The organism is Hydrogenobacter sp. T-2, from assembly GCF_033971325.1.
Classification (GTDB): domain Bacteria; phylum Aquificota; class Aquificia; order Aquificales; family Aquificaceae; genus Pampinifervens; species Pampinifervens diazotrophicum.
In genome coordinates, this window is sequence record NZ_CP117180.1 from 1181017 (window position 1) to 1203883 (window position 22867).

28 protein-coding genes are annotated in these 22867 nt (G+C 44.0%); 12 read left to right on the forward strand and 16 right to left on the reverse strand.

The features are described from left to right. Window positions 1-8 precede the first annotated feature (8 nt). Window positions 9-491: a bifunctional nuclease family protein gene (locus IAE16_RS06915; RefSeq protein ID WP_323700046.1), complete on the forward strand. Its 483-nt coding sequence runs from the start codon at window positions 9-11 to the stop codon at window positions 489-491. Here the strand turns inward: IAE16_RS06915 and IAE16_RS06920 are convergent. From IAE16_RS06920 to IAE16_RS06955, 8 genes are read right to left on the reverse strand one after another with little or no spacing between them, the layout of a single operon-like run. Further along, window positions 483-911, reverse strand: coding sequence for a hypothetical protein (locus IAE16_RS06920; RefSeq protein ID WP_323700047.1), 429 nt, complete (start codon window positions 909-911; stop codon window positions 483-485). The two genes, IAE16_RS06915 and IAE16_RS06920, sit on opposite strands and share 9 nt — an antisense overlap. After that, window positions 908-1552, reverse strand: a complete 645-nt coding sequence (locus IAE16_RS06925) for a site-2 protease family protein (RefSeq protein ID WP_323700048.1) — start codon at window positions 1550-1552, stop codon at window positions 908-910. The genes IAE16_RS06920 and IAE16_RS06925 overlap by 4 nt, the downstream gene beginning before the upstream one ends. Then, a complete protein-coding gene (locus IAE16_RS06930) occupies window positions 1552-3258 on the reverse strand; it encodes an FAD-dependent oxidoreductase (protein ID WP_323700049.1) in 1707 nt (568 codons plus the stop codon). Before IAE16_RS06930 ends, IAE16_RS06925 begins: the two co-directional genes overlap by 1 nt. 16 nt (window positions 3259-3274) lie before the next feature. Next, the gene (locus tag IAE16_RS06935; RefSeq protein WP_323700050.1) at window positions 3275-3931 is read right to left on the reverse strand and encodes a YidH family protein; all 657 of its coding nucleotides are present in this window, start codon (window positions 3929-3931) and stop codon (window positions 3275-3277) included. Then, window positions 3912-5570 (reverse strand): cation:proton antiporter, encoded by a 1659-nt coding sequence (locus IAE16_RS06940; protein ID WP_323700051.1) that lies wholly within the window; start codon window positions 5568-5570, stop codon window positions 3912-3914. Before IAE16_RS06940 ends, IAE16_RS06935 begins: the two co-directional genes overlap by 20 nt. 12 nt (window positions 5571-5582) lie before the next feature. Continuing rightward, a complete protein-coding gene (locus tag IAE16_RS06945; protein WP_323700052.1) occupies window positions 5583-6749 on the reverse strand; it encodes an acyl-CoA dehydratase activase-related protein in 1167 nt (388 codons plus the stop codon). Next, entirely contained in the window at window positions 6676-8838 is a 2163-nt protein-coding gene (locus IAE16_RS06950; protein ID WP_323700054.1) for a BadF/BadG/BcrA/BcrD ATPase family protein, read from the reverse strand. The genes IAE16_RS06945 and IAE16_RS06950 overlap by 74 nt, the downstream gene beginning before the upstream one ends. A gap of 2 nt (window positions 8839-8840) precedes the next feature. Beyond that, complete coding sequence (locus IAE16_RS06955; RefSeq protein WP_323700055.1) at window positions 8841-10352, reverse strand: hypothetical protein; 1512 nt, start codon at window positions 10350-10352, stop codon at window positions 8841-8843. A 98-nt stretch (window positions 10353-10450) separates the two neighbouring features. On the opposite strand from IAE16_RS06955, the gene IAE16_RS06960 reads away from it, so the two are divergent. From IAE16_RS06960 to IAE16_RS07005, 10 genes are all read left to right on the forward strand, one after another. Beyond that, window positions 10451-10978, forward strand: a complete 528-nt coding sequence (locus IAE16_RS06960) for a Uma2 family endonuclease (protein ID WP_323700056.1) — start codon at window positions 10451-10453, stop codon at window positions 10976-10978. Beyond that, a complete protein-coding gene (locus IAE16_RS06965) occupies window positions 10965-11498 on the forward strand; it encodes a Uma2 family endonuclease (protein ID WP_323700057.1) in 534 nt (177 codons plus the stop codon). Before IAE16_RS06960 ends, IAE16_RS06965 begins: the two co-directional genes overlap by 14 nt. Window positions 11499-11510: 12 nt before the next feature. Next, on the forward strand, window positions 11511-12713 hold the full coding sequence (locus IAE16_RS06970; RefSeq protein ID WP_323700058.1) for an argininosuccinate synthase: 1203 nt from the start codon (window positions 11511-11513) through the stop codon (window positions 12711-12713). 205 nt (window positions 12714-12918) lie between these two features. Next, window positions 12919-13086: a hypothetical protein gene (locus IAE16_RS06975; protein ID WP_323700059.1), complete on the forward strand. Its 168-nt coding sequence runs from the start codon at window positions 12919-12921 to the stop codon at window positions 13084-13086. 10 nt (window positions 13087-13096) lie between these two features. After that, window positions 13097-13327: a hypothetical protein gene (locus tag IAE16_RS06980; RefSeq protein WP_323700060.1), complete on the forward strand. Its 231-nt coding sequence runs from the start codon at window positions 13097-13099 to the stop codon at window positions 13325-13327. Beyond that, window positions 13327-13719: a PIN domain-containing protein gene (locus tag IAE16_RS06985; RefSeq protein WP_323700061.1), complete on the forward strand. Its 393-nt coding sequence runs from the start codon at window positions 13327-13329 to the stop codon at window positions 13717-13719. The genes IAE16_RS06980 and IAE16_RS06985 overlap by 1 nt, the downstream gene beginning before the upstream one ends. Window positions 13720-13728: 9 nt before the next feature. Further along, the gene (gene aroD / locus IAE16_RS06990) at window positions 13729-14385 is read left to right on the forward strand and encodes a type I 3-dehydroquinate dehydratase (RefSeq protein WP_323700062.1); all 657 of its coding nucleotides are present in this window, start codon (window positions 13729-13731) and stop codon (window positions 14383-14385) included. A gap of 107 nt (window positions 14386-14492) precedes the next feature. Beyond that, the gene (locus IAE16_RS06995) at window positions 14493-15608 is read left to right on the forward strand and encodes a cytochrome-c peroxidase (RefSeq protein WP_323700063.1); all 1116 of its coding nucleotides are present in this window, start codon (window positions 14493-14495) and stop codon (window positions 15606-15608) included. Window positions 15609-15657: 49 nt separating this feature from the next. Continuing rightward, on the forward strand, window positions 15658-16104 hold the full coding sequence (locus IAE16_RS07000) for a hypothetical protein (protein ID WP_323700065.1): 447 nt from the start codon (window positions 15658-15660) through the stop codon (window positions 16102-16104). Further along, on the forward strand, window positions 16101-16835 hold the full coding sequence (locus IAE16_RS07005) for an aminotransferase class IV (RefSeq protein WP_323700066.1): 735 nt from the start codon (window positions 16101-16103) through the stop codon (window positions 16833-16835). Before IAE16_RS07000 ends, IAE16_RS07005 begins: the two co-directional genes overlap by 4 nt. Here IAE16_RS07005 and ispD read toward each other — a convergent pair. The 4 genes from ispD to IAE16_RS07025 form a co-directional block, all read right to left on the reverse strand. Then, window positions 16807-17448, reverse strand: coding sequence for a 2-C-methyl-D-erythritol 4-phosphate cytidylyltransferase (gene ispD / locus IAE16_RS07010; RefSeq protein ID WP_323700067.1), 642 nt, complete (start codon window positions 17446-17448; stop codon window positions 16807-16809). The two genes, IAE16_RS07005 and ispD, sit on opposite strands and share 29 nt — an antisense overlap. Continuing rightward, a complete protein-coding gene (locus IAE16_RS07015; protein ID WP_323700068.1) occupies window positions 17445-17822 on the reverse strand; it encodes a hypothetical protein in 378 nt (125 codons plus the stop codon). The genes ispD and IAE16_RS07015 overlap by 4 nt, the downstream gene beginning before the upstream one ends. A 23-nt stretch (window positions 17823-17845) precedes the next feature. After that, complete coding sequence (locus IAE16_RS07020) at window positions 17846-18091, reverse strand: hypothetical protein (RefSeq protein ID WP_323700069.1); 246 nt, start codon at window positions 18089-18091, stop codon at window positions 17846-17848. 72 nt (window positions 18092-18163) lie between these two features. Then, complete coding sequence (locus tag IAE16_RS07025; RefSeq protein ID WP_323700070.1) at window positions 18164-19594, reverse strand: aldehyde dehydrogenase family protein; 1431 nt, start codon at window positions 19592-19594, stop codon at window positions 18164-18166. A gap of 22 nt (window positions 19595-19616) precedes the next feature. Here IAE16_RS07025 and tyrS point away from each other — a divergent pair, with 22 nt between their 5' ends. After that, window positions 19617-20801: a tyrosine--tRNA ligase gene (tyrS, locus tag IAE16_RS07030; RefSeq protein ID WP_323700071.1), complete on the forward strand. Its 1185-nt coding sequence runs from the start codon at window positions 19617-19619 to the stop codon at window positions 20799-20801. Here tyrS and IAE16_RS07035 read toward each other — a convergent pair. Genes IAE16_RS07035 through rplS form a run of 4 tightly spaced genes read right to left on the reverse strand, consistent with a single transcriptional unit; the run spans window position 20788 to window position 22863 of the window. Further along, entirely contained in the window at window positions 20788-21042 is a 255-nt protein-coding gene (locus IAE16_RS07035; protein ID WP_323700072.1) for a hypothetical protein, read from the reverse strand. The two genes, tyrS and IAE16_RS07035, sit on opposite strands and share 14 nt — an antisense overlap. Next, window positions 21039-21893, reverse strand: coding sequence for a 16S rRNA (cytosine(1402)-N(4))-methyltransferase RsmH (gene rsmH / locus IAE16_RS07040; RefSeq protein ID WP_323700073.1), 855 nt, complete (start codon window positions 21891-21893; stop codon window positions 21039-21041). Before rsmH ends, IAE16_RS07035 begins: the two co-directional genes overlap by 4 nt. Further along, window positions 21893-22492 carry a ribonuclease HII gene (rnhB, locus tag IAE16_RS07045; RefSeq protein ID WP_323700074.1) on the reverse strand — a complete coding sequence of 200 codons (600 nt, stop codon included), beginning with the start codon at window positions 22490-22492 and terminating at the stop codon, window positions 21893-21895. Before rnhB ends, rsmH begins: the two co-directional genes overlap by 1 nt. Further along, window positions 22489-22863 (reverse strand): 50S ribosomal protein L19, encoded by a 375-nt coding sequence (gene rplS / locus IAE16_RS07050; RefSeq protein WP_323700076.1) that lies wholly within the window; start codon window positions 22861-22863, stop codon window positions 22489-22491. The genes rnhB and rplS overlap by 4 nt, the downstream gene beginning before the upstream one ends. Window positions 22864-22867 lie beyond the last annotated feature (4 nt).

Consider the following 22867-nt stretch of genomic DNA (forward strand, 5'->3'; position numbering starts at 1 on the left):
GGTCTGCCATGATTGAGATGGTGGTGCATGGAGTTACCCTTGACCCAGTGTCTCAGATGCCTATAGTGGTGCTTAGAGCAAAGGATAATGAGGAGGTATTATTGCCCATATGGATTGGTATCTTTGAGGCGGACAGCATAGTGCGTCAGCTTCAAAATATAGAGCCTCCAAGACCTATGACCTATGAGCTTACAAAGAGCATAATAGAGAATATGGGTGCAAAGTTAGAAAGGGTGGTGATAAACGACTTGAAGGATAGCACCTACTATGCGGAGCTCCATATACTGCAAGGCAACAACCTTATAGTAATAGACTCAAGGCCGAGCGATGCCATAAACCTTGCCTTGAGGTTTGATGCTCCTGTATTTGTAGAGGAAGAGGTGCTTGAAAAGTCCAGGGTGCCAAAGCCAGAGGAGGAGGAAGAGAAGGAAAAGCTAAAGGAGTGGCTTGAAAACATAAAGCCAGAAGATTTTGAAAAAGGGTTAAGCTGATATAACCTTCTTGAGACATTCCAACATTAGCTCCTTTGGAGGGCTACCCACATCTATCACGGGTTCTACAGCTACAAGGTTATCCCTTTTGAGGTTCTCATAAAGAAGCCTGTATACCCTTTCCAAACCCTCTTGAAAACTTAGTCCTTCCTTGAAAATATACAGCTCCAAATCCTCCCTGTAGCCCATAAGGTCGTAGTCCTGTGGGTTTTTTATCTCTTCGTCAAAGCCTATGGCGTAAGCCATGCCATGCTCTACTGCCAACTTGGCGGGTGCGTATTCAGAGGCGTAGCACTCCATATCCACTGGGTTCAAGGGCTTGTCCTCTGGTAGAGCGACCACATATACCGCAGAAACACGGTCTTTGCTACCCTTCTCGTAGTATCCTAACAGTTCTATATAATATACCCAAGACCTCATATTCTACCTAAAAGATAGTTCCAAAGGAAAAGAATGGGCGGGAATATAGCCCTGCCTATCACTCCAGTAAAGAGAAGAAGCGTTATTATTAGAAAGCCATACATCTCAAACCTGTAGAAAAGCTCCCAGTATCTTACAGAGAAGAAGCTCATTACAGCCCTGCTTCCATCAAGAGGTGGTATGGGTATGGCGTTGAAAAAGGCAAGGACTAAGTTTATGAGGACTGCGGTTGCAGAGAATAGAGCAAGGGGTATAAGCACTGGGTCGCTCAGAAAGTTTAGATAACCTTTCATTATGGCTCTGTAGAGAAGGGCAAAGGCAAGGGCAAGCCATATGTTCATCACTATACCCGCTATGGATACAAAAAAAGTTCCTACTCTAAGGTCTCTAAATCTGAGGGGGTTTATGGGCACAGGCTTTGCCCAGCCAAAGAGTATAGGAGAGCCTATCAATATTAGCATGCCGGGTAGTATTATTGTCCCAAGCAGGTCTACGTGTGGTATGGGATTAAGTGTAAGCCTACCAAACTCCTTGGCAGTTGGGTCTCCCATCTTGTAGGCAACCCATCCATGAGCGTATTCGTGAAGTATCACCGCCATCATAAGGGCTGGTATAGATATAACCGCCATCTGCAAGTCCATCAATATTTCCTCTCCGCAGGTTGGTGATAGGTTATTTTTACGTCTATATATTCTATTTTCAGTTTATCACCCTCTTGCCACACCAACGTATGCTTTAAGAAGTTTTCATCATCCCTCTCTGGATAATCCTCTCTGTAGTGTCCACCTCTTGATTCTCTTCTATGAAGGGCACAGTAGGCTACCGCCCTCGCAAGATGTAGCATATTCCTTAGCTCAAGCACCTCTATAAGGTTTGTGTTAAAGACCTTGCTTTTGTCCACCACTGGAATATTCTCCCAACGCTCTAAAAGTTCAGAAAGCTCCTCGTAAGCACTTTGTAGGGATTTCTCATCCCTGAATATACCCATCTTTTCCCAAGTTATATCACCCATCTTTTTCCTTATGTCCGCAAGTTTTTCATAGCCTTCTCTTTTCATAAGACCCTCTATAAGCTCTTTACCCTTAGCTTTTTCTCCTTCTGAAAGCTCAAGAAAATCCACCTGTTTGGCGTATTCCCTGGCGGATATGCCACAGAACTTGCCAAAGACCAGAAGTTCTATAAGGGAGTTTCCTCCAAGCCTGTTGGCACCATGCACGGACACGCAGGCACACTCACCTACTGCATAAAGACCCTCAAGGGGTGTGGAGGAGGTCATGTAGTTTTCCACATGCACTCCACCCATGCAGTAGTGGGCTGTGGGTCTTATTGGCACAGGGTCATAAACTGGGTCTACGCCTTCAAAATCTATGGCAAGCTGACGCACCTGAGGTAGTCTTTCCTTTATTTTTTCTTCTCCCAAATGCCTCAGGTCCAAAAGCACATAGGCAGACGTGCCTTCTCCAAAGCCTCTTCCTTCTCTTATTTCATACTCTATAGACCTTGAAACCATATCTCTTGGTGCAAGCTCCATTTTCTGAGGTGCATACCTTGCCATAAAACGCTCGCCAAACTTGTTTATGAGATACCCACCTTCTCCTCTACAGGCTTCTGAAAGCAGTATGCCAGTTTTGGCGAGACCTGTGGGATGAAACTGGATAAATTCCACGTCCTTGAGAGGAATTCCATTAAGCAGTGCTACCGCCACGCCGTCGCCTGTGTTTCCTATGGCGTTTGTGCTTCTTTGCCAGTATATGCGTGCAAAACCACCTGTGGCGAGGACTACCGCTTTAGCCTTTAGGTTTACCACCTCTCCGTTTTTTATATCGTATAGGGACACACCCTTGACCCTCTGTCCGTCGTGGATAAGGTCAAGAAGGAAAAACTCGTTGAAAAAATCTATGTTTTCTCTGGCGAGTGCCTGCTCAAAGAGGGTATGCAAAAGCACATGCCCCGTCCTATCTGCGGAGTAGACAGTCCTTGGGAAGGATGCACCACCAAAGGGTCTTTGGGCTATCCTGCCATCCTCCATTCTTGAAAAGGGCACACCCCAACGGTCAAGCTCGTAAACCACCTCGGGTGCATGTTTGCACATAAAGTAGACTGCATCTTGGTCCGCCAAAAAGTCAGAACCCTTTATGGTATCAAAGGCATGGGCTTCTGGGCTATCTTGAGGAACTGCGTTTCCAAGAGCAGCGTTTAGACCCCCCTGTGCTGCACCTGTATGAGACCTTGTGGGGTAGACCTTTGAGACCACCGCCACTCTTATGGATGGGTCCCTTGCACACTCTATGGCAGTGCGAAGACCAGCACCACCTGCACCTATAACTACCACGTCATAGCTTTTCATGGCTTTAAATTTTAACCTATATTACCTTCAGCACATAGAAGGTTAGCACCAAGCAGGCTATAAATATAACCACTCCATAAGCCTTGTAAAGCCAAGTGTGTGTCCTATAGAAGCCTCTGTCAACCTGCTGTATAGTTCTATGGAAGTTAGCCATGCCAAGGATTAAGGTAAGCAAGCCAACCACTATAACAAAGATACCTATGCCTACAAGCCTGTGGTGCTCTTCCGCAAGGTGAATGTTAAAAACCTTTTCAAGCTGAAGTAGAAAAAACTCAAACTTCTCTATAACAAAGCCAAAAACTATAAGAGCTATGGCAGTCCTCACCCAAGCAAGAAAGGTTCTCTCCGCTGCCATGTAAATCCTTGGGTCTATAACTTCCTTTGGATGCACAGGAATGCCTCCTTCTATGTATTTTATGTCAAGGTAGAAGGTAATTAAACCTGCGATAATCATAAAAAGCCCCACGACCCCAGAGGCTCTGGCGGTCCATTCAAGAAGCACAGAAGCATGTATCTTTTGGGTAATGACAGCCAGCGTCTCCAACTTTCTGAGAAATACTCCAAAGGACAAGGTGTATAGGGCAAGCCTGACATAGCCAAGGTATGTTCTTTCCACAGACATGTATATGCGTGCATCCCTGGCAGAGGGTAGTTTATTCCTTAGTATCAACATAACTCACAAACTCTTTTACAAGCTCCTCAAAGGCGTAGTAGTAGGGATTTATCACCCTGTATATTCCTATCTTTTCTAACTTCTCCGCATCTCTTTGAGACCTTGCGACCGCTATTATTTTGCCCTTGTAGTCCATATCCCTTAGGTTATTTACCAGTGTCTTTATGTCTTCCAGCTCTGGAACGGTTATAACTATTATGCTGGACTGACTTATAGGTAGCTCTTCCAAGGTTGTTTTGTCCTCCGCAGAGCCAAAGTGGGCAGGCAGTCCCTTTTCTCTAAGCTCGCTTACCCTTGAAGGGTTGTAGTCCAAGCCTATGGCGTTTATACCCATCTCCTTACAGTGCTCTAAGAGCTCTCCACCAAGCCTGCCAAGTCCAAATATGATAACCTCCACTGGTCTTTCTTCAGAAAAGAGCCTCTCAAACCTTAGCTCTGCATGAGGTGTCCTCTTTTCAAAAACACGAAGAAGAGGCTCAAGCCATCTATATAACTTGTGGGAGTAGAGTATCATATAGGTGGAAAGGGCTATGGTTATAAGACCCACCATGGTGGTTATGCTAAGGGCGTCCATTCCCACATGACCTAAGGACATACCCATAGCCACGAAGATTATGGAGAACTCGCTTATCTGTGCCACTGTAAGACCTGCCAAAAAGCCTGTTTTCTTCCTGTATCCCATAATACCCATTATCACCATAACGATAAGAGGGTTGCCAATTAGAACAAATAGGGACAGAATAACTGCAATGTGCCAGTCCATGCGAATTACAGAAAAGTCAAACTTAGTGCCAAGGTCTATAAAGAAGAAAAGGAGCAGAAAGTCCCTTATGGGCGTAAGTCTTGAGCTTATCGCATCCCTAAAGTGGGTTGCAGAGAGGGAAAAGCCTGCAAGAAAGGCACCAAGCTCCTTTGAGAGCTCAAGGTATTCTCCAAGTGCTGCAAGACTTACAGACCAAGCTACCGCAAAAAGGAGCAAAAGCTCAAGAGAGCCTGCCACGACCCTTAGGAGCCTGTCCGCTATGTATTTCATAAAGACATAGATAAAAAGACCCATAAGCGAGAGCTTTAAGATAACGGTAAGAACTATCTGAAATACATCCCCCTCCTTATCCGTTATACCGAGAGCACTCATTACCACAAGGGCTATTATGACCGCTATGTCTTGGACTATGAGAAAGCCTATAGCTATCCTACCGTGAAGGGTATCCACTTCCTTTTTGTCAGAGAGGAGCTTGACTATTATCACTGTGGAGGAGAAGGTGAGGGCTATGGCAAGATAGAGGGAAGTGAGCCAGTCTTTGCCAAGAAGCAAGATTATAAAAAAGCCTATAACACTGGTAAAGATTATCTGACCCAAGCCAGTGGCTACCGCCACCGCCCCAAGTCTACGCACATACTGAGGGTTTAGTTCCAAACCTACAAGAAAGAGAAGCACCGCAACGCCTACTTGAGCCAAAATATCTACCGTGTCCTGTGCCTTAACAAGCCCAAAGCCAGAGGGACCAAGCAAAATGCCAAGGATTATGTAAGCTATAATGAGAGGTTGGCGAAGCACAAGACCCAAAAGACCCAGCAAAACCGCAAGGAGCAGTATGAAGGCAAATTCAAAGTAAGCAGTGGTGAAAAAGGGATGCATTATATTCTTATTTTAAACCAAAAGTTGCGAAGGCACAGCTCCAAGTCTGCTGAGTTTTTTCTTTATGATGTCCTGTGAATACTTTTCCAAGTAGTAGACTATGGTTTCCACTCTTATCTTTACACTACCTGCAGGCTTTGTCTCATCTAACTCTCCGAACTTGAAAAAGAGCGTCCCAGAACTCTCCACTATCTTCTGCACTGGTGTAAAGGTTGGCTGGTCCATACCACACTCGTAGCTGGAAAGTCTTATAACCCCCGTTATCCATGGAAACCTCGCAGAAAACTTTGCTCCCCATATTATCTCGTTGGTGTTTGAGCTGTAAGAGGAAGTCCACACATCTGAGATATCAAAGTAGCTCCTTATTATGCCAGCCCTTATCTCCTCTCCAAAGAGCCACTCCAAGAGCCAGGCATCCAAAGGTAGGTAGTTATACCAAAGCACAGGAAAGCCATACTGTTGGAATTCTCCATCTATATCATGCCCTATGCCAGGGTCCATATGGTAAGGTCTTGCAAGGACAAGGATGGCAGGTCTGTTGTTTTTTACGCACCACCTTATTATCTCAAGGCTCTTTTCTCTCATTTTTCTTTCAAAGTCCTCAAGGGCTCTAAAGCCTTCTTTTACCGCTCTTGCGGTCTCTTCAAGAGTAAGACCCGGAATATGCTCCTTTAAGGACTCCCACAGATACTTGGGAAGAAGTTCAGGCTCTGCAAAGGGCACAAAGGGAGAAACAAAGGCTATCCCCCTTTCTTCAAACTCCTTTCTCTCTCTCAAAAAGCCAGCCTTTATGTTCTCCACGCTCATCATTACCCGAGTGCAAGAGAGAGTATCCACCACATGACCCTTTAGAAAGGATGGCAGAGAGTATATCATGGGAACAAAAAGCAGGTTTATATCCTTGTGAAGAAGCTCGCCCATATGCCCTGCGAGAGCCTTTACGGGAAAGCAGGAGTCCATGGTTATTCTACCCTTTCCATATTCTCTGTATTGCTCCTCAGAGGTGTCTGAGCTAAAGACTATCCTGCCCACGCCAAGGCTTTGAAAAAAGCCCACCCAAAACTGGTGAGTGCCCCATATGTTGAGAAACTTAGGGATACCTACCTTAATGGACCTTCTGTCCCCTTGGGACTTTAAAGGCCTCTTTTTTAACAAAGTCAGCGATGTTAGGAAATTCATGCTTTAACCTCTCCATTTTTTCTTTGACTGCCTTTAGCTCCCTTTCGTCTTCCACAAGACCCTTCGGGCAGGCGTTGTTAACAATAAGCCTTACCCATCCTGCAGTAAGTGGAACTTTGCTCCAAGGTCTTCCCTCACCTTCGCCTATGTAAACATCTATAAAGCTCCTCTGACAGTTTACAGGACACCAATGGCATACTGTGTCCTTTGAGGTGGTGGACCTGTAGGTGAGCCTCTCTATGCTCTCAAAGCCTCTAAAGGAAGTCTTTCCATGTTTTTGGTAATGCTCAAGTGCGATAAGTGCTGAACCTATAGCTCCTGCCTCGCCTGAATAGGGATGCACGTAGACCTCTGCGTCTGGGACTTTGGACTTTATGAAGTCTATTTGAGCTTTCACCACCGCAAGGTTTCTGTGCGTGCCACCTTGGAGGATAAACTTTTTGCCTACCTGTGAGAGGTTATTTATGTTGCCCGCATAGACCCACACATTGAGAGGAAGCACATAGCAAAGTCCTGCAAGAATCTCCTCCGCCTTCCAACCCTTTCTTTGCTGGTTTACTATATCGCTTTGTAGAAAAACGCCACAGCCCATGGTAAAGCTCGGCATAGCCTTTGCAGAGAAAGCCCTGTCCGCTATTTCAGAAAGTGGGATGCTAAACCTCTCCGCCACTCCCTGCAGAAAGGCACCGTTTCCGGAGGAACATTGAGAGTTTAGCCTAAAGTCCACCACAGAACCTTGACGCAGTATCATAATCTTTACATCCACTCCGCCCACATCGCATATGCAGTCCGCATCTGGGAAAAAGTGAAGACCAGCAACCGCATGAGCGACCGTCTCCACCACCGCCACATCCGCACCGAGAACATCCTTTAATAGGTCTTTACCATATCCCGTAAGTCCCAAAGCAAGAACCTTTCTATCGCCAAGGTATTCTTTTATCTGTCTGAATATGTCCTTTGCATCCTCTATGGGATTTCCCTTGCTTAGGCTGTAGCAGGAAAAGACTATTTCCTTCTCTGGTGTTATGCAGACCGCCTTGGCAGTGGTTGACCCAAAATCACAACCTATGATTATCTCCTTTGCCTTCTTTGGCTGAATTTTGTTTTCCACCACGTAGGAGTATTTCTTCTTAAACTCAAGGAGCTCCTCCTCCAAGGAAACGAGACCTCCCTTACCTTCCCTTAGCTTTTGCTCATATTGACCTTCTTCCACCCACCAGCGAAGCCTTTCTGTGCCTGCGTAAAGCCCGCCTTCTTCCTCAAGGGCTGTGAATATGCACCCCAGCGCAGCGTAATATAGGGAGTTTTCTGGAACAATAACCAGCTTTTCCATCTCCTCCTTGCTAAAGTCCCCTATGCCCCTTTCCTTCCAGAGCCTTTGCAGATGCAGTCTCCAAGCCTGTTGAAGTCCTTTGAAGAAGAGATTAGGACCTCCAAGAAGAAGCACCTTGGGAAGAGGAGTGTTTCCCTTGGTAAGCTGAGCGAGGTTTTGATAGACCACCGCCTCAAAGAGGGAGGCAATTATCTCTTCCTTTGGCACGCCCGCTTTCACCAAAGAGTTCACGTCCGCCTCCGCAAAAATGCCACACTTGGAGCTTATTCTGTGAAGCGTATAGCCCTCGTAGTCCATCTGGGAAAGGACGTCAGAGGAGATGCCTAACTTTCTTGCGGACTTCTCTATAAAAGTTCCAGTCCCACCCGCACACACATTTTGCATATAGACCTGTCTGTTTCTTTTCCCCTCCTGTTCCTTTATAAAGATGGTTTTCATGTCCTCCCCGCCTATCTCGCTTACAAACCTCACATCTGGATGCAGTTTTTCCACCGCAGTGGCAACCGCCACCACCTCCTGCACAAAGCGAGCCCCTATTAGCTCCCCAATAAAACCACCCCCAGAGCCTGTTATGTATACTCTGTCTCTGCCCGGCTTTAGACCGTATCTGCCTTCAAGCCTTAGAAGAAACTCCAAAACCTTCTCAGCTTGTTTTGTGTTGTGCCTTTCGTAAGCCCTGTCAAGTATATTGCCTTTTTCGTCCGTCAGCACATACTTACAAGTGGTGCTACCCACATCTATACCCAGCAAGAGCATAACTATATCCTCCCCATAAGCTTTGCTATATGCATCGCATAATTGCTGGCAGTGCCCGCATATCCGTAGTGTGGGACTTTGTAGGTTGCCCTTCTTAGCTCTGGATGGTCTTCTTCAAAGTTCCTTATATCTTCCACCGTCAAACCAGTCCTTTCCAGAACCTCCTCAAACTCCTCTTTTGCTCTTCTTTTTGCCTCCGTTAATATCATCTGACACCTTGAGTAGGCATGCACCTCCGCATCTCCCTTTATCTCAATAGGTGCATAAAGCAGGTCCGGATAGTCCCCAAGCACCTTTGCCATAGCACCCACCGACATGGTATTAGGCAGACATCCATAAGGAGATAGCTCACATATCATATGTGCCTGCCTATTTAAATAGGCATACAGGGCTTTGCCAATAAGCATATGACCTTCTCCACCCGTTAGCCTGTAGTGGAAGTATGGTCTTGCCAATTCTTTGAGTTTCCTTTGGTCTGGCAGTGGGTTTGGTATGTTGTTGAGGGCTTTTCTGAGGCGGTTGTAGACCATCTTGTAAAGCCCTGCTATTGTGCCTATGGCGAGCTTTTTAAGGTAATACTTTTTCACAAAGCCCTTGGCATCTTCCAACTTAAAAAGCTCCATGTTTATCAAATAGTCCATCCAAACTGCCACAGGCGGTGGTATAACCTCCGCACCTTCCTTCTCAAGCCACCTCTTTATGTTGTAGTTGCCATCCCCTTCGTGGGTTTGCAACCAAAACTCACCAGTTATCTTCACCTTTGGCTTTACTCTAAGCCTATCCACCTCTATCTCATCCCACAGCCTTCTTACCTCCTTTAAGGCATCCACAAAATAGCCTGTGAAAACATGCCACACCAAAGAGTCTATCTTTTTGCCCTTTATGGGTCTGTTTTTTAACTTTTCATATAACAATTCAATGCTCTCTTTTACTACCCTGTCTGTAGAACCCTCAACCACTTCATAAGGTCTTATTGCATATTCCATGTCCGTTATAAGGTCTGCATAAAACATGGAATACACAAGCCCAAAGGTGAGAGGCATGCTTATCTCAAGCCCACCACCGGGTGCGGACTGTTCCATCTGCATAAGGTCAAGGAGGAAAAGCCTAAAGTCTGTAAGGTTTAACCCTTCAAGCACCCTCTCGTAAGACTCGTGATATTGACCAAACCTACAAGGTCCACAAGCTCCTATGGTTACGAAAAGATAATTGTTCTTTACGCCTTCTTCACCCTCTCTTTCTCTCAAAGTCATCAATGTCCTTGCCAAATTCCCAGCGGTAAAAGTAGTAGGACAGCAAGCCCCCACATCTATGAACTCCTTTCCTATGTCTAAGTCTTGTCTTTCTATATTAGGCAAAGGCATGCTTTTGTATCCCATCCTCTCAAGAGACCCTTGTATAAGCCTTTCGTGTTTCCATGTAAGTCCACCAAAGAGTATGGTGGTTTTTGACCTCTCTTCCTTTGTGAAAGGTCTTGGTCTGTAGGCTCTATAATGAAACTCTTTTGTCTCCATAGTAAACCCTCCTTAAGTTTTCTAAAAATTTATGCCTACTGCCTGACTTTTATTTATGCTTCTGGTCATATGAAAGCCTATAAGCCTATATTTAAAGCATGGGCTTGGCTGAGAGATATCCTGTAAGATATACGGTAGAGGATTGGAAGCATTGGCAAGGAGACTGGGAACTCATAGAAGGCATTCCTTATGCCATGGCTTCTCCAAGACCTATCAATCAAAGAATGCTTATCCTAATAAGCCTCATTCTTGAGTTAACTCTGAAAGCTAAATGTCCTGAATGTCTGGTCTATGCGGAGCTTGACTGGTATATATCCTATGACACGGTTATAAGACCAGACTTAATGGTGCTGTGTGGAGAAATACCAGAGAGGGTAGAAATCCCTCCACATATGGTTATTGAAATAGTCTCACCCTCCAGTAGGCAAATAGATGAGGGTCTTAAGTTTGAACTATGTGAGAAAGAGGGTGTGAAATACTTTGTTTTGATTTATCCTGACGAGAAGCAAGTGAAAGTTTTTGAACTATCTTATGGCAGATACATAGAAAAGCAGGATAGAAATTTTCTTTTTGAAGCATGTCAACTGGAGATAAACTTTGAGGAGGCTTTCTATGGGATTGGCTGAGAGGTATCCTGTAAGGTATACGGTAGAGAACTGGAAGCATTGGAAAGGAGACTGGGAACTTATAGAGGGCGTTCCCTACGCGATGGCTTCGCCAAGACCTGTTAATCAGTATATCCTCGTGAAAATTTCACAGATGCTCGCCAACATACTTGACAACACAAGAGACTGCAATAAATGTTTTGCTTTTGCAGAACTTGACTGGTATATATCCTATGACACAGTTATAAGACCAGACTTAATGGTTCTGTGTGGAGAAATACCAGATAAGGTTGAAAGTCCACCACAAATGGTTGTCGAGATAGTCTCGCCATCAAACAGGCAAATGGATGAGGGCTTGAAGTTTGAACTCTGTGAAAGAGAGGGCGTGAAATACTTTGTGCTCCTTTACCCTGACGAGAGGCAGGTGAAAGTTTTTGAACTCGTGGGTAGCAGGTATGAAGAGAAGAGGGATAGCGTATTTACCTTTGGTAGGTGTGAACTGAACATAGATTTTTCAGGAGCCTTTGATAGGCTAAGATGATATAATAGACCTATGCCAAAAAGAGTAATACTTGCCTATTCTGGTGGGCTTGACACTTCCGTAATAGTAAGATGGCTAACCGATAGAGGTTATGAGGTTATAACCTACACTGCGGATGTAGGGCAGGGTGAAGAGCTTTCTGAAATATCTCAGAAGGCAAGGGCATCTGGTGCGGTAGAGGCTATAGTAGAAGACCTAAAGGAGGAGTTTGCAAGAGAGTATTGTCTGCCAACCCTTAGGGCTTTGGCTCTTTATGAAGGCAAATACCCTCTAACCGCAAGCCTTTCAAGACCCCTCATAGCCAAAAAGTTGGTAGAATACGCAGAAAGGCTGGGTGCTGACTATGTGGCACATGGTTCTACTGGGAAGGGCAATGACCAAGTGAGGTTTGAGCTATCCGTTTGGGCTTTAAACCCAGACCTTGAGGTGCTTGCACCTGTGAGAGAGTGGGAGTTTCGCTCAAGAGAGGAAGAGGTTGAATATGCTCTCAAATACAACATACCTGTAAAGGCTACAAAGGACAAACCTTATTCCATAGATAAAAACCTCTGGGGCATATCCATAGAATGCGGTCCGTTGGAGGACCCTTGGACTGAGCCACCAGAGGATGCCTTTGAGTGGACCCTTTCACCTCAAAAGGCATCAGATGAGCCAGAGTATGTGGAAATAGGCTTTGAAAAAGGAGTGCCTACCGCCATAAACGGGGAGAGGTTTGAAAAGCTAAGCGAACTTATCCTTAGACTAAACGCCATAGCAGGAAGGCATGGAGTTGGTCGCATAGACATGGTAGAGAACAGGCTTGTGGGAATAAAAAGCAGAGAGGTTTACGAAGCTCCGGGGGCAACGGTACTTTATGAAGCCTACAGGGACTTGCTCTCTTTGGTGCTTGACAGGTTTACTTTCCACTATTTCCTAACCCATATCCCACACGAGTATGCAAAGGTGGTATATGAAGGTCTATGGTTTTCACCTCTTAGGGATGCAATGGACGCTTTTAATTCCACCCTTGCGGAGTATGTAAATGGCAAGGTTATGCTTAAGCTATACAAAGGACATGTGCAAGCAGTAGGCAGGAGCTCACCCAACAGTCTATATGTGGAGGATTTGGCAACGTATTCTGAAAAGGATGCCTTTGACCACAAGGCAGGTGCCAACTTTACAAAGGTGTTTGGTCTACCATTAAAGGTTTTAGGAAGGGTAAAGAGGGGCATATGAAATTTTCCGCTCCAAAACTCGTGCGTGCCTACCTTTTCCTTTATTACCAACCTACCGATGTAAGACAGCTTGCTTTTGATATAGAAGCGGTATTAAACAAAGAGCTACTAGGGAGATACACTCCTGCCTTTTATACTTTCTTAATGTGTCTCAAAGCGTGTATGGCAAGCGTAATATAATCAACCCTTTACAGATATATGATAAGATGCCTGATAGAGATATCTACGAAGCAGGTGTTCAGATAGTATGTGACCTAAATGATAGATATGCTTTCAATAACATAGAAGATTACACAACAAATGAAAGCTCTCTCCAGAAGGCTCTTGACCTTGCCTTTTCAAGCATTGAGAAAGAAATTACAAGAATAAGATAGGAGGATTGAAATGGTATATACGCAGGAATACGAGCTGGGTATTTATGAAAAATTAAACCCTCAACCACGATATACAATAACAAAACTATCTACCACCGTTTTCTCAGAAAGTTATCAAAACTTAATAGATGCTAAGAAATTAATAATTAAAAGGCTTAAAGGCATATATAAAGACACGCCTCTATCTGTTGATGATTTTCTAAAGGAAAAACATGAAAGAGTGGAAAAAGGTTTGGATTAATGCGGTATATACTTGACGCTTCTGCTATTATAGCCTATTTCAGAGACGAAAGTGGTGCAGACATAGTCTATTATTATCTAAACAAAGAGAGTTATGTTCATAGAATTAACCTGTGTGAGGTTGCATATTTTCTGCTTCGCAATGGAATTGATAAGGAAGAAGTTAAACAGAAAATACAAGAATTAGAAACCTCGCTAAGTGGAGTTTATGAGGATTTTGATGAAGAAATATGCTTGCTTGCCAGCAAGATTAAATATAATTGCAAAGTTTCAATTGCAGATGCGATACTTACTGCAATCGCCAAGAGATATGGTTATAAGATAGTGACCGCAGACAGAAGAGATTTCCAGAGAATAAGCGAGAGTGGATTCTATAGCAATTTTATAAGGTAAAATATACCTATGCTCATAGCAGTCCCCCTCTCAGACAGAGACTTTGAGGAAAATCTAAGCCTTTGCAAAGAAAAGGGTGCGGACATAATAGAGCTTAGGGTGGACCTCTTTGAAAATAAGGACACTCAGTTCGTTCTTGAATGTGTAAAAAGGGTTCAAAAAGAGGGTCTAAAGACTATTCTTACAGTGAGAAGCCAAAGGGAAGGTGGTTCACAGGTTGAAAATAGGTTGGAAATTTTCAGAAGGGTCGCCCCATACAGCGATTACACAGACATAGAGCTTTCCTCTCAAGATATCATCTCTCAGGTAAGGGACATAGTAAAGACCGCCAGGAAAAAACTCATAATCTCTTACCATAACTTTGAGCTTACGCCTGCCAATTGGATACTAAGGGAAGTATTCAGAGAAGCAAGAAGGTGGGATGCGGATATCGTAAAGATTTCTGTAAAAGCAAACTCCTACCAAGATACCGCAAGGCTTTTGTGTCTTGGTAAAGAGGAAGAAGGAGAAAAAATCCTAATTGCTATGGGTGAATACGGAAAGGTTTCAAGGGCTACGGGCTTTGTCTTTGGGTCTGTGATAAGCTATGCTTTTATAGGTTCTGCGGTAGCACCCGGGCAGTTGAACCTTGAGGAGATGGTGAAGATAAGAAATCTTTTCTTCTGATGCAAAAGAGCTTCTGCTTATAAAATCATCTTGCAAATTTTTCGCAGAAGTATTATAATTTAGATCATATATGGCTGTATAAAAAAACTTTATAAGGAGGTGAAGGCATGAAGAAAGTGTTGTTAAGTGCGGTATTGGTTGGAGCGGTAGTTGCGGGTGCTGGTGTTTATGCCCAAAGCAAAGGAAAGGCTCAAGCTCCTCAGCCGAAGGATGAAGATGCACAGCTTCTTGAGCAGGCAAGACAGTTTTTCCAACCTCTACCCCAAGTGATGGACAACCCAGAAAACCCAATAACCAAAGAAAAGGTAGAACTTGGTAAGATGCTCTACTATGATCCAAGGCTTTCAAAGAGTGGTTTGATAAGCTGTAATACTTGCCATAACTTGGCAACCTACGGCGTGGATAATCTTCCCACTTCCATAGGGCACGGTTGGGCTATCGGTCCAAGAAACGCACCTACCGTATACAACGCAGCATTGCATACCGCTCAATTTTGGGATGGAAGGGCAAAGGATGTGGAAGAGCAAGCTCTCGGTCCGATACTTAATCCTATAGAGATGGCTATGCCTTCTGAAAAGGAAGTGATTGAAAGGCTAAGGTCTATTCCAGAATATGTGGAAATGTTCAAAAAGGCTTTCCCTAACGACAAGGAACCTCTTAGGTATGAAAACATAGGTAAGGCTATAGGAGCTTTTGAAAGAACCCTAACGACACCCTCAAGGTTTGATGAGTTCCTCAAGGGCAATACAAAGGCTCTAACTGCAGAAGAAAAGAAGGGTCTAAAACTTTTCGTTGAAGTTGGCTGTGTAGCATGCCACTCTGGACCTGCCTTAGGAGGAAACGCATTCTTTAAGTTCGGTCAGTTTGTAGACTATTGGAAGGCAACCGCACCATACGTAACTCTTGATAAACCCACCATACCCGTTGACCTTGGAAGGTTTGGTGTTACTAAGAAGGAAGAAGACATGTTTGTATTCAAATCTCCTTCTCTTAGAAACATAGAAAAAACCTATCCATACTTCCATGATGGAAGTGTTTGGAGTCTTGAGGATGCAGTCAAGATAATGGCGGAAACACAACTTGGAAGGAAGCTAACAGAGGAGGAAACGCGTTATATAGTAGCCTTCCTCAAGTCACTTACCGGTCAGATACCAAAACACGCCCTTGAAGTGCCTGTCCTTCCTGCATCAACGGACAAAACACCAAGACCTCAAGCAAAGTAAAGAAGGCTCAGGGGGTCCGAATGGACCCCTTCAGTTTATAATAAAAGCCATGATGATTGTTGTGTTTCTAATACTCTTCGTAGTTGCGGTATCTCACCCTCAGACCTTAGACAGGCAGTTTTTTGAGTTTGAAAGCCTCTTACAGAAGCATGCCCTAAGATACAAGAAACAAATGCGTGCAGATGAAGTAATCTATGCTCACAGAAATCTCACCTTACGCATAGAAAAAACTGGCGCAAGGGTCTCTGGCTTAAGTGCGTGGATAGTTCCAAGAAGGGATTACAGAGAAAATAAGCAGACAATTGACTTTCTGTCCTCCGGGGTAAGAGTGTTTTGCAAGGCAAAGGACAATGAAGTAAACAGGTTTGTAGAGACCCTTTCTTACTCTATAACCCATACAAAAAGCACCTCCGTAAACGTGGGAACATGCAAGGGTGAACTCCGCCATGTGATAGAGATGATGAGCTGGGAGCTTCTTTTAAGGTTAGATAGATGATTACACGAACCACTCTGTTTGGTGAAGGTCTTTTTGAGACCCTTAGGTGGAGACCCTCTGAAGAGAAGCTAAAACTTCATTACGAAAGGTTAAAAAGCTCTGCGGAGTTTTTTGAGATTCCTTGCCCTACATACGAAGAGTTTTTAAAAGACCTTGAGGAGGTTTCAAGAGGAGAAAGAGAGCTTTATATAAAGTATGTGCTTATTTCAAAGGGTGGGGAGTATCTTACAGATAAGCCTCAGTCCTATGGAAAATTGTTGTTGGCTAAGCCACTAAAACCTACGCCCAAAAGGGTGAAACTCTGCTTTTCCTCATACAAGAGACACTCCACTGACCCAATATGCAGGCACAAGACCACTTCTTATCTTTTTAACCTTTTGGTCAAAAAGGACGCATTAAAAAGAGGCTTTTGGGACGGAATAATAGTCAATGAAAAAGAGCATATCTGTGAAACCTCTACAGCAAACTTGCTTTTTTTGAAAGGTTCAAAGCTATACACTCCTGTCAAGGAAGATGGGCTTTTGTGGGGGACTACCCTTGAGTTTTTAAGCAGGCGTTTAGAGATAAAGGAAGACTACATAAAAGTTTCTAAGCTTGAAGGTTTTGACAGCGTATTTGTGTTAAACTCTCTCTTACTCTGTGCGGTAGTGGAAGATGTGGATGGGAAAAAATTGAGGAGGGACAATGCCACCCTTGAAGAGATTAACCGTATCCTAAGAGTTTCCCTATAGCCTCTGCAAGTAGTATGTCCTCTGGGTATGTGATTTTTATATTGGTGGGCTCACCTTGAATTACACCCACCTTGTAGCCATACCTTTCAAGGAGTTGAGCATCATCAGTGGCACAAAAACCCTCATTTCTCGCTTTGAAATGACATTCAAGCAAGGTTCTTTTCCTAAAGGCTTGGGGGGTCTGAGAGAGCCACAGGTTTGTCCTGTCTACTGTTTCTACCACCATGCCATGGGCTACCCTCTTTATGGTGTCCCTCACGGGCAGTGCAGGAATTTTTCCCTCAAACTCTCCAAGGTCACAAACCCTTAAAAAAAGTTCAAGGCTTGCAAAGGGTCTTGCACAGTCATGCACTACTACAAGGTCTCCCTTGGCTTCAAGAAGTGCATTAAAGACAGAATCTTGCCTCTCCTTTCCACCAGGAACCTTAACCACTCCAGCGGGAATGCTATGGTTTATATCTTCAGGGGGCAAGACAAGAATGGTCTCATCAAACTTACCAAGAAGCCTATCTAAAGAATGCATAAACAGAGGCTTTCCAAAGAGCTTTTCAAACTGCTTTTTCCTGCCAAAGCGTCTTCCCTCGCCTGCGGAGAGAAGAATAAGGCTTATCATTCTTCCTTGAGCCTTTCTATCCTATCCACTATATCATCTTTTAGTTCTTCTATGATGGGGTTTTCAGAGGAGAAAAAGTATTCTCCATCCCTGTCAAGCACCATGGCAAGGAGATAATAGCCCTTGACCTCGTTTTCAAGAGCCTCTCTTGTGGTTCTATCAAGAAATTTCTTTATGCTTTCTGGGTCTCTTAGGTTAACTTTTATGTCTACTATTTCAAACTCTTCCACATCTATCTGATTGGCAGGCAGGCTCTCCCTTTGCACATACACAGGAGAGTATATGCAATATATAGTATGCTCACCTAAGCCCTTTTCCTTTATATTCTCAAAGAGCTTTTCCACGTAATTCCTTACTTGATGTCTTACACTCATAGGAATATTTTAGCTTAAAAGGTCTAAAGGATGCCAGCTTCTTTTAGTGCCTCTTTTACCTTTCCAATTTTTTCCTCTCTTTCTTCAAGCTCCTTTGTCTTTCTGATAGCTGGAGCAAGTGCACTTCTCCTGTCCCATATGACAAAACCTATAAGGCTCATCATACCAGCAAACAAAACTCCAAAGCCCCAGAGCATAATGTTTATTACATCATCTATTCTCTTGTTTAAGTCATCTATCCTTTTGTTTGCATCATCTATCCTCTGCATTAAAGCCTTTTGATTTTCCTCAAGCCTTATAATCCTGTCCCTATCTTCAAGAGTAAAAGGGACCTGCTTGGCTTAAGAAAGGTCAAAAATAACCATCTTTATCTCCGTGTAGTCTTCTATGGCAAAGCGTGGTCCTTCTCTACCTATGCCAGAGTATTTAACACCGCCGTATGGCATATGGTCTGCTCTAAAGTTAGGTCCTTCGTTTATAAGCACTCCGCCTGCTTGAACCTTCCTTATAAATTCCCAAGCTATGTCTATGTCTTTGGTAAATACTCCCACCTGAAGACCATACTCTGAATCGTTAACCATCTGTATGGCTTCCTCTACTTCCTTGTAGGGGTTGACCACCACCACTGGAGCAAAGGCTTCTTCCCTATAGAGTTTTGTGTTTGGAGGAACAAGAGAAACAATCGTCGGCAAAAGCACAGAAGAAACCCTATCTCCACAAGAAACACCACCAGTTATAAGTTTTGCACCTTCATGAAGAGCTTCATCTATCCACTCCTGAACTCTTTGAACCTCAGAAACCCCTATCATTGGTCCCACATCCGTATCCTCTTGCATGGGGTCTCCCATCTTGAGCCCCTTTACCGCCTTTTCAAGCTCCTCAAGGAATTGGTCAAAAAGCTCCTCGTGGACAAAGACCCTTTGCACAGATATGCAAACCTGACCTGCTATGGCGTAGCCTCCGAGAAGGGTTTTTTGCACTGCCTTTTTTAGGTCTCCATCCTTGTGAAGCACTATGGCGGAATTTGACCCAAGCTCAAGCACCACCTTTTTTATACCTGCCTGACGGGTTATTATCTCTCCTATCTTTCTGCTTCCTGTAAAGGAAACTACCCTCACATCAGGATGCATTGTCATAGCCTTTCCCACATCGCCGTATCCTGGGAGGATGCTAAGGGATTGTGGAGGAAGTCCAGCCTCAAGCATAACCTCACCGAGCATAAGAGGTGTAAGAGGTGTCCTCTCTGAGGGTTTAAGGATTACCGCATTTTCGCAGGCAAGGGCTGGTGCTACCTTATGCATGGAAAGGTTTAAGGGAAAGTTAAAGGGTGTTATGGCAGAGACTATACCCACAGGCTGACGAAGGTAAAAGCCTACTTTACCCTTTCCGTTGGGATGGGCGTCAATGGGAATGACCTCTCCTCCTATCCTTCTTGCCTCTTCCGCAGAGAAGATTAGGGTCTGTATGGCTCTTTGAACCTCCGTCCTTGCCTCTCTTATGGTTTTTCCCACCTCAAGCACAAGGGTTTTGGCAAATTCTTCCGCTCTCTTTCTGAGGATATGGCTTGCTTTCATAAGGATTTCATATCTTTCGTATGAGCTCAAGGAAGAAAGTTTTTTGTGTCCCTCCTTTGCCACCTCTATAGCCTTATAGACATCTTCCTCACTTGCCTTTGAAACCTCTGCCACAACTTCGCCAGTGTAAGGGTATACCACCGACAGTTTTTCTTCCTTTGAAACCCACTCTCCGCCAAGTAAAAGCTCCGTTCTCATGGGTTATAATTTTAACTCCATCATGCTTAGCCCAAAGGAGCAACTTAAACTTCTCAAGCAGGGAACTGTAGAGATAATAGAAGAAGAGGAGCTTTTGGAAAAGCTAAAAGAGGGTAGACCGCTTCGTATAAAGGCTGGCTTTGACCCTACCGCTCCAGACCTTCATCTTGGGCATACGGTTCTTCTTCAAAAACTGCGTCAGTTTCAACTCTTGGGGCATGAGGTCTATTTTGTGATAGGTGATTTTACCGCCATGATAGGAGACCCCACAGGAAGAAGTGAGACAAGACCGCCTCTTAGTAGGGAGCAGGTCTTAGAAAACGCCAAAACATATGAACATCAAGTCTTTAAGGTGCTTCTGCCAGAAAAAACCAACATAGTCTTTAACAGCACCTGGCTTTCTTCTCTTGGAACAGAGGGTATTATAAAGCTGGCAGGTCAATACACAGTGGCGAGGATGTTAGAAAGAGATGACTTTTCAAAAAGGTTTAAAGAGGGTAATCCCATATATATCCATGAGTTTCTCTATCCATTGCTTCAAGGTTATGACTCTGTTTTCCTAAAGGCGGATGTGGAGCTGGGTGGCACAGACCAGAAGTTTAACTTGCTTGTAGGAAGAGACCTTCAGAGAGCCCTCGGTCAAAAGCCTCAAGTGTGTATAACCATGCCACTTTTGGTGGGTCTTGACGGTGTAAAGAAGATGTCCAAGTCCTATGGCAATTACATAGGCATTACGGAAGAGCCAAACCAAATGTTTGGAAAGATTATGTCCATCTCCGATGAGCTTATGTGGAACTACTACCTTCTGCTTACAGACTATAGGCAGGAGGAGATAGAGGAGTTTAAAAAGAACTTACATCCTATGGAAGCCAAAAAGAGGCTTGCTCATTACATAGTTTCCCGTTATCACTCAAAGGAAAGTGCGGACAAAGCCCTTGAGTTCTTTGAAAAAACCTTTTCTCAAAGAGAGTTTCCAGAGGACGCACAAATCATAAAAGTTCCCGCAGGCTATCGCCAAAAGGCTCATGAATTTCTCTTTGAGTTGGGTATAGAAGCATCAAAAAACTCCGCACGCAGGCTCATAGAAGGTGGAGGTCTTAAGATAAACGGTCAAAAGATACAAGACCCAAATCAAGAAATTCAAGTATCCGAGGAGCTAAAACTTCAAGTTGGTAAAAAGAGGTTTTATAGGATTATTCCCCAGTAGAGCTCTTAACCACCTTTATCCTGCTCCAATCTATGGGACTAAGCCCAGAAGATTCTGCGTAGCTTTTAACAGTTTTGTAGTTTATGTGTTTCTCTATTTCAGCCTTTAGAGTCAGACTCCTTTCTTTTTCTCTCTTTAGCTCAGAGACCTTTTTGGCATAATCTCTTGCCACATTTAGGCTATAGGAGGAGTATAGCAGGTTAAACATAAGAAGCAAAGAAGCCAAAATTAAGTATTTCATGGCTTTTCTCCTGCCCTCAACTTTGCACTTCTACTTGCAGGATTTTTCTTCACTTCTTCCATAGTAGGCGTTATGGGTTTTTTTGTCAAGGGTTTAAGGTGTGTTTTTATAAAGTTCTTTACTATCCTGTCTTCAAGAGAATGAAAGGATATGACCACTACTCTACCTCCAGACCTAAGAAAGTCAAGGGTTTTCCGCAGGGCTATCTCAAGGCTCTTTAGCTCTTCGTTTACTTCTATCCTTATAGCCTGAAAGACCCTTGTGGCAGGATGTATCCTTCCACCCTTGTAAGGTAAGAGCGAAGTTATTATCTCCACAAGCTCAAGGGTGGTTTCTATGGGTTTTTTGGCTCTCGCCAAAACTATCGCCCTTGCTATCCTTTTTGCATAAGGCTCTTCTCCGTATTCTTTGAATATTCTTTCCAAATCCCTCTCCGAATAGTTATTGACCACTTGGTAGGCACTCAACCTGTCCTCTGGATTCATCCTCATATCCAATGGCTCGTCCCTTTGAAAGGAAAAGCCTCTTGGACTCTTTAACTGTAGCATAGAGACACCAAGGTCAAAGAGAAAGCCGTCCACCTGCGAAAGTCCTTCCATTTTGAGGACTTGGTCAAGGTCTGAAAAGTTTGCATGATAAAGGCTGTATCTACCTTCAAAGTCTTTGAGGCTTTCCTGTGCCATCTCAAGTGCGTAAGGGTCTCTGTCTATGCCTATCACAAAGGCTTGTGGGTTTTTCTCCAATATCCTACGCGTATGCCCACCAAGACCTATGGTGCAATCCACATAAAGTTTTCCTCCATTACCTAACAGTAGGTCTGTGGACTCCTCAAGAAGAACAGGGATATGCATTAATCTCCAAAAAGGTTTGACTGTCTTATTGGAGAAAAGCTCCTCCTGTGTATTGGGCTTTCTCTATAAAGTCTTATGGCACTTATATGCTCCCTTGTTGCGTAGCCCTTATGTTTTGAGAAGTTATACTGAGGGTAGAGTTTATGATAATGCTCCATTATTCTGTCTCTGAGAACCTTTGCCACAACGCTGGCACAGGCACAGCTAAGGCTCTTTTCATCACCCTTCACAAGAGGAACACATTCATAACCTTCCACAGGCAAGTAGTCGCTTATAACCACATGAAACTTGTGCTTTAGGTCTTCCAAAGCCCTTTTAAAGGCAATGAGATTGGCTTTTAAGATGCCCACCTTGTCTATTAGAAAAGAGTCCACAACCGCAGTGCCTATAGCGAGGGCTTTGGACTTTATCAGCTCATAGGCTAAATCCCTCTCCCTCTGGCTCATGGACTTGGAGTCGCCTTCTATAAAAGGTTCTATAAAGGGTGGAAGTATAACCGCACAGGCAACGAGAGGTCCAGCCAAAGGACCCCTTCCCGCTTCGTCAACACCTGCCACTAAAAGACCCTTTTCCCAATGGGGCCTTTCGTATTCTATCATGCCTTTTTCCTGAGCTCCCAGGGCTTTATCTCCCTTATCTTACCCATAGCCTCCTTGCCCTTGTATTTACGCAGGAAGTAAAGCCTTGACCTTCTGACCTTTCCATACTTGACCAGCTCAATTTTCTCTATGTTTGGGCTATAAAAGGGAAATGTCCTTTCTATACCCACTCCATAGGACTCCTTCCTTACAGTAAAGGTCTTACCTATGCCACCACCCTTTATCCTTATAACCACGCCCTCAAAGGGCTGTATCCTTTCTTTTTCTCCTTCCACTATTTTGTAGTGAACCTTTACCGTATCACCCACCTTAAAGGCTGGGTATTGTTTTTTTGGAAGATATAGCTCCTCAATTTTCTGAAGCAAGCTCATAGCT

Bases quoted from the DNA above. Each gene is read 5' to 3' on its own strand.
- IAE16_RS06915 (WP_323700046.1), top strand. From the start codon at position 9: ATGATTGAGATGGTGGTGCATGGAGTTACCCTTGACCCAGTGTCTCAG.
- IAE16_RS06920 (WP_323700047.1), bottom strand. From the start codon at position 911: ATGAGGTCTTGGGTATATTATATAGAACTGTTAGGATACTACGAGAAG.
- IAE16_RS06925 (WP_323700048.1), bottom strand. From the start codon at position 1,552: ATGGACTTGCAGATGGCGGTTATATCTATACCAGCCCTTATGATGGCG.
- IAE16_RS06930 (WP_323700049.1), bottom strand. From the start codon at position 3,258: ATGAAAAGCTATGACGTGGTAGTTATAGGTGCAGGTGGTGCTGGTCTT.
- IAE16_RS06935 (WP_323700050.1), bottom strand. From the start codon at position 3,931: ATGTTGATACTAAGGAATAAACTACCCTCTGCCAGGGATGCACGCATA.
- IAE16_RS06940 (WP_323700051.1), bottom strand. From the start codon at position 5,570: ATGCATCCCTTTTTCACCACTGCTTACTTTGAATTTGCCTTCATACTG.
- IAE16_RS06945 (WP_323700052.1), bottom strand. From the start codon at position 6,749: ATGAATTTCCTAACATCGCTGACTTTGTTAAAAAAGAGGCCTTTAAAG.
- IAE16_RS06950 (WP_323700054.1), bottom strand. From the start codon at position 8,838: ATGCTCTTGCTGGGTATAGATGTGGGTAGCACCACTTGTAAGTATGTG.
- IAE16_RS06955 (WP_323700055.1), bottom strand. From the start codon at position 10,352: ATGGAGACAAAAGAGTTTCATTATAGAGCCTACAGACCAAGACCTTTC.
- IAE16_RS06960 (WP_323700056.1), top strand. From the start codon at position 10,451: ATGGGCTTGGCTGAGAGATATCCTGTAAGATATACGGTAGAGGATTGG.
- IAE16_RS06965 (WP_323700057.1), top strand. From the start codon at position 10,965: ATGGGATTGGCTGAGAGGTATCCTGTAAGGTATACGGTAGAGAACTGG.
- IAE16_RS06970 (WP_323700058.1), top strand. From the start codon at position 11,511: ATGCCAAAAAGAGTAATACTTGCCTATTCTGGTGGGCTTGACACTTCC.
- IAE16_RS06975 (WP_323700059.1), top strand. From the start codon at position 12,919: ATGCCTGATAGAGATATCTACGAAGCAGGTGTTCAGATAGTATGTGAC.
- IAE16_RS06980 (WP_323700060.1), top strand. From the start codon at position 13,097: ATGGTATATACGCAGGAATACGAGCTGGGTATTTATGAAAAATTAAAC.
- IAE16_RS06985 (WP_323700061.1), top strand. From the start codon at position 13,327: ATGCGGTATATACTTGACGCTTCTGCTATTATAGCCTATTTCAGAGAC.
- aroD (WP_323700062.1), top strand. From the start codon at position 13,729: ATGCTCATAGCAGTCCCCCTCTCAGACAGAGACTTTGAGGAAAATCTA.
- IAE16_RS06995 (WP_323700063.1), top strand. From the start codon at position 14,493: ATGAAGAAAGTGTTGTTAAGTGCGGTATTGGTTGGAGCGGTAGTTGCG.
- IAE16_RS07000 (WP_323700065.1), top strand. From the start codon at position 15,658: ATGATGATTGTTGTGTTTCTAATACTCTTCGTAGTTGCGGTATCTCAC.
- IAE16_RS07005 (WP_323700066.1), top strand. From the start codon at position 16,101: ATGATTACACGAACCACTCTGTTTGGTGAAGGTCTTTTTGAGACCCTT.
- ispD (WP_323700067.1), bottom strand. From the start codon at position 17,448: ATGATAAGCCTTATTCTTCTCTCCGCAGGCGAGGGAAGACGCTTTGGC.
- IAE16_RS07015 (WP_323700068.1), bottom strand. From the start codon at position 17,822: ATGAGTGTAAGACATCAAGTAAGGAATTACGTGGAAAAGCTCTTTGAG.
- IAE16_RS07020 (WP_323700069.1), bottom strand. From the start codon at position 18,091: ATGCAGAGGATAGATGATGCAAACAAAAGGATAGATGACTTAAACAAG.
- IAE16_RS07025 (WP_323700070.1), bottom strand. From the start codon at position 19,594: ATGAGAACGGAGCTTTTACTTGGCGGAGAGTGGGTTTCAAAGGAAGAA.
- tyrS (WP_323700071.1), top strand. From the start codon at position 19,617: ATGCTTAGCCCAAAGGAGCAACTTAAACTTCTCAAGCAGGGAACTGTA.
- IAE16_RS07035 (WP_323700072.1), bottom strand. From the start codon at position 21,042: ATGAAATACTTAATTTTGGCTTCTTTGCTTCTTATGTTTAACCTGCTA.
- rsmH (WP_323700073.1), bottom strand. From the start codon at position 21,893: ATGCATATCCCTGTTCTTCTTGAGGAGTCCACAGACCTACTGTTAGGT.
- rnhB (WP_323700074.1), bottom strand. From the start codon at position 22,492: ATGATAGAATACGAAAGGCCCCATTGGGAAAAGGGTCTTTTAGTGGCA.
- rplS (WP_323700076.1), bottom strand. From the start codon at position 22,863: ATGAGCTTGCTTCAGAAAATTGAGGAGCTATATCTTCCAAAAAAACAA.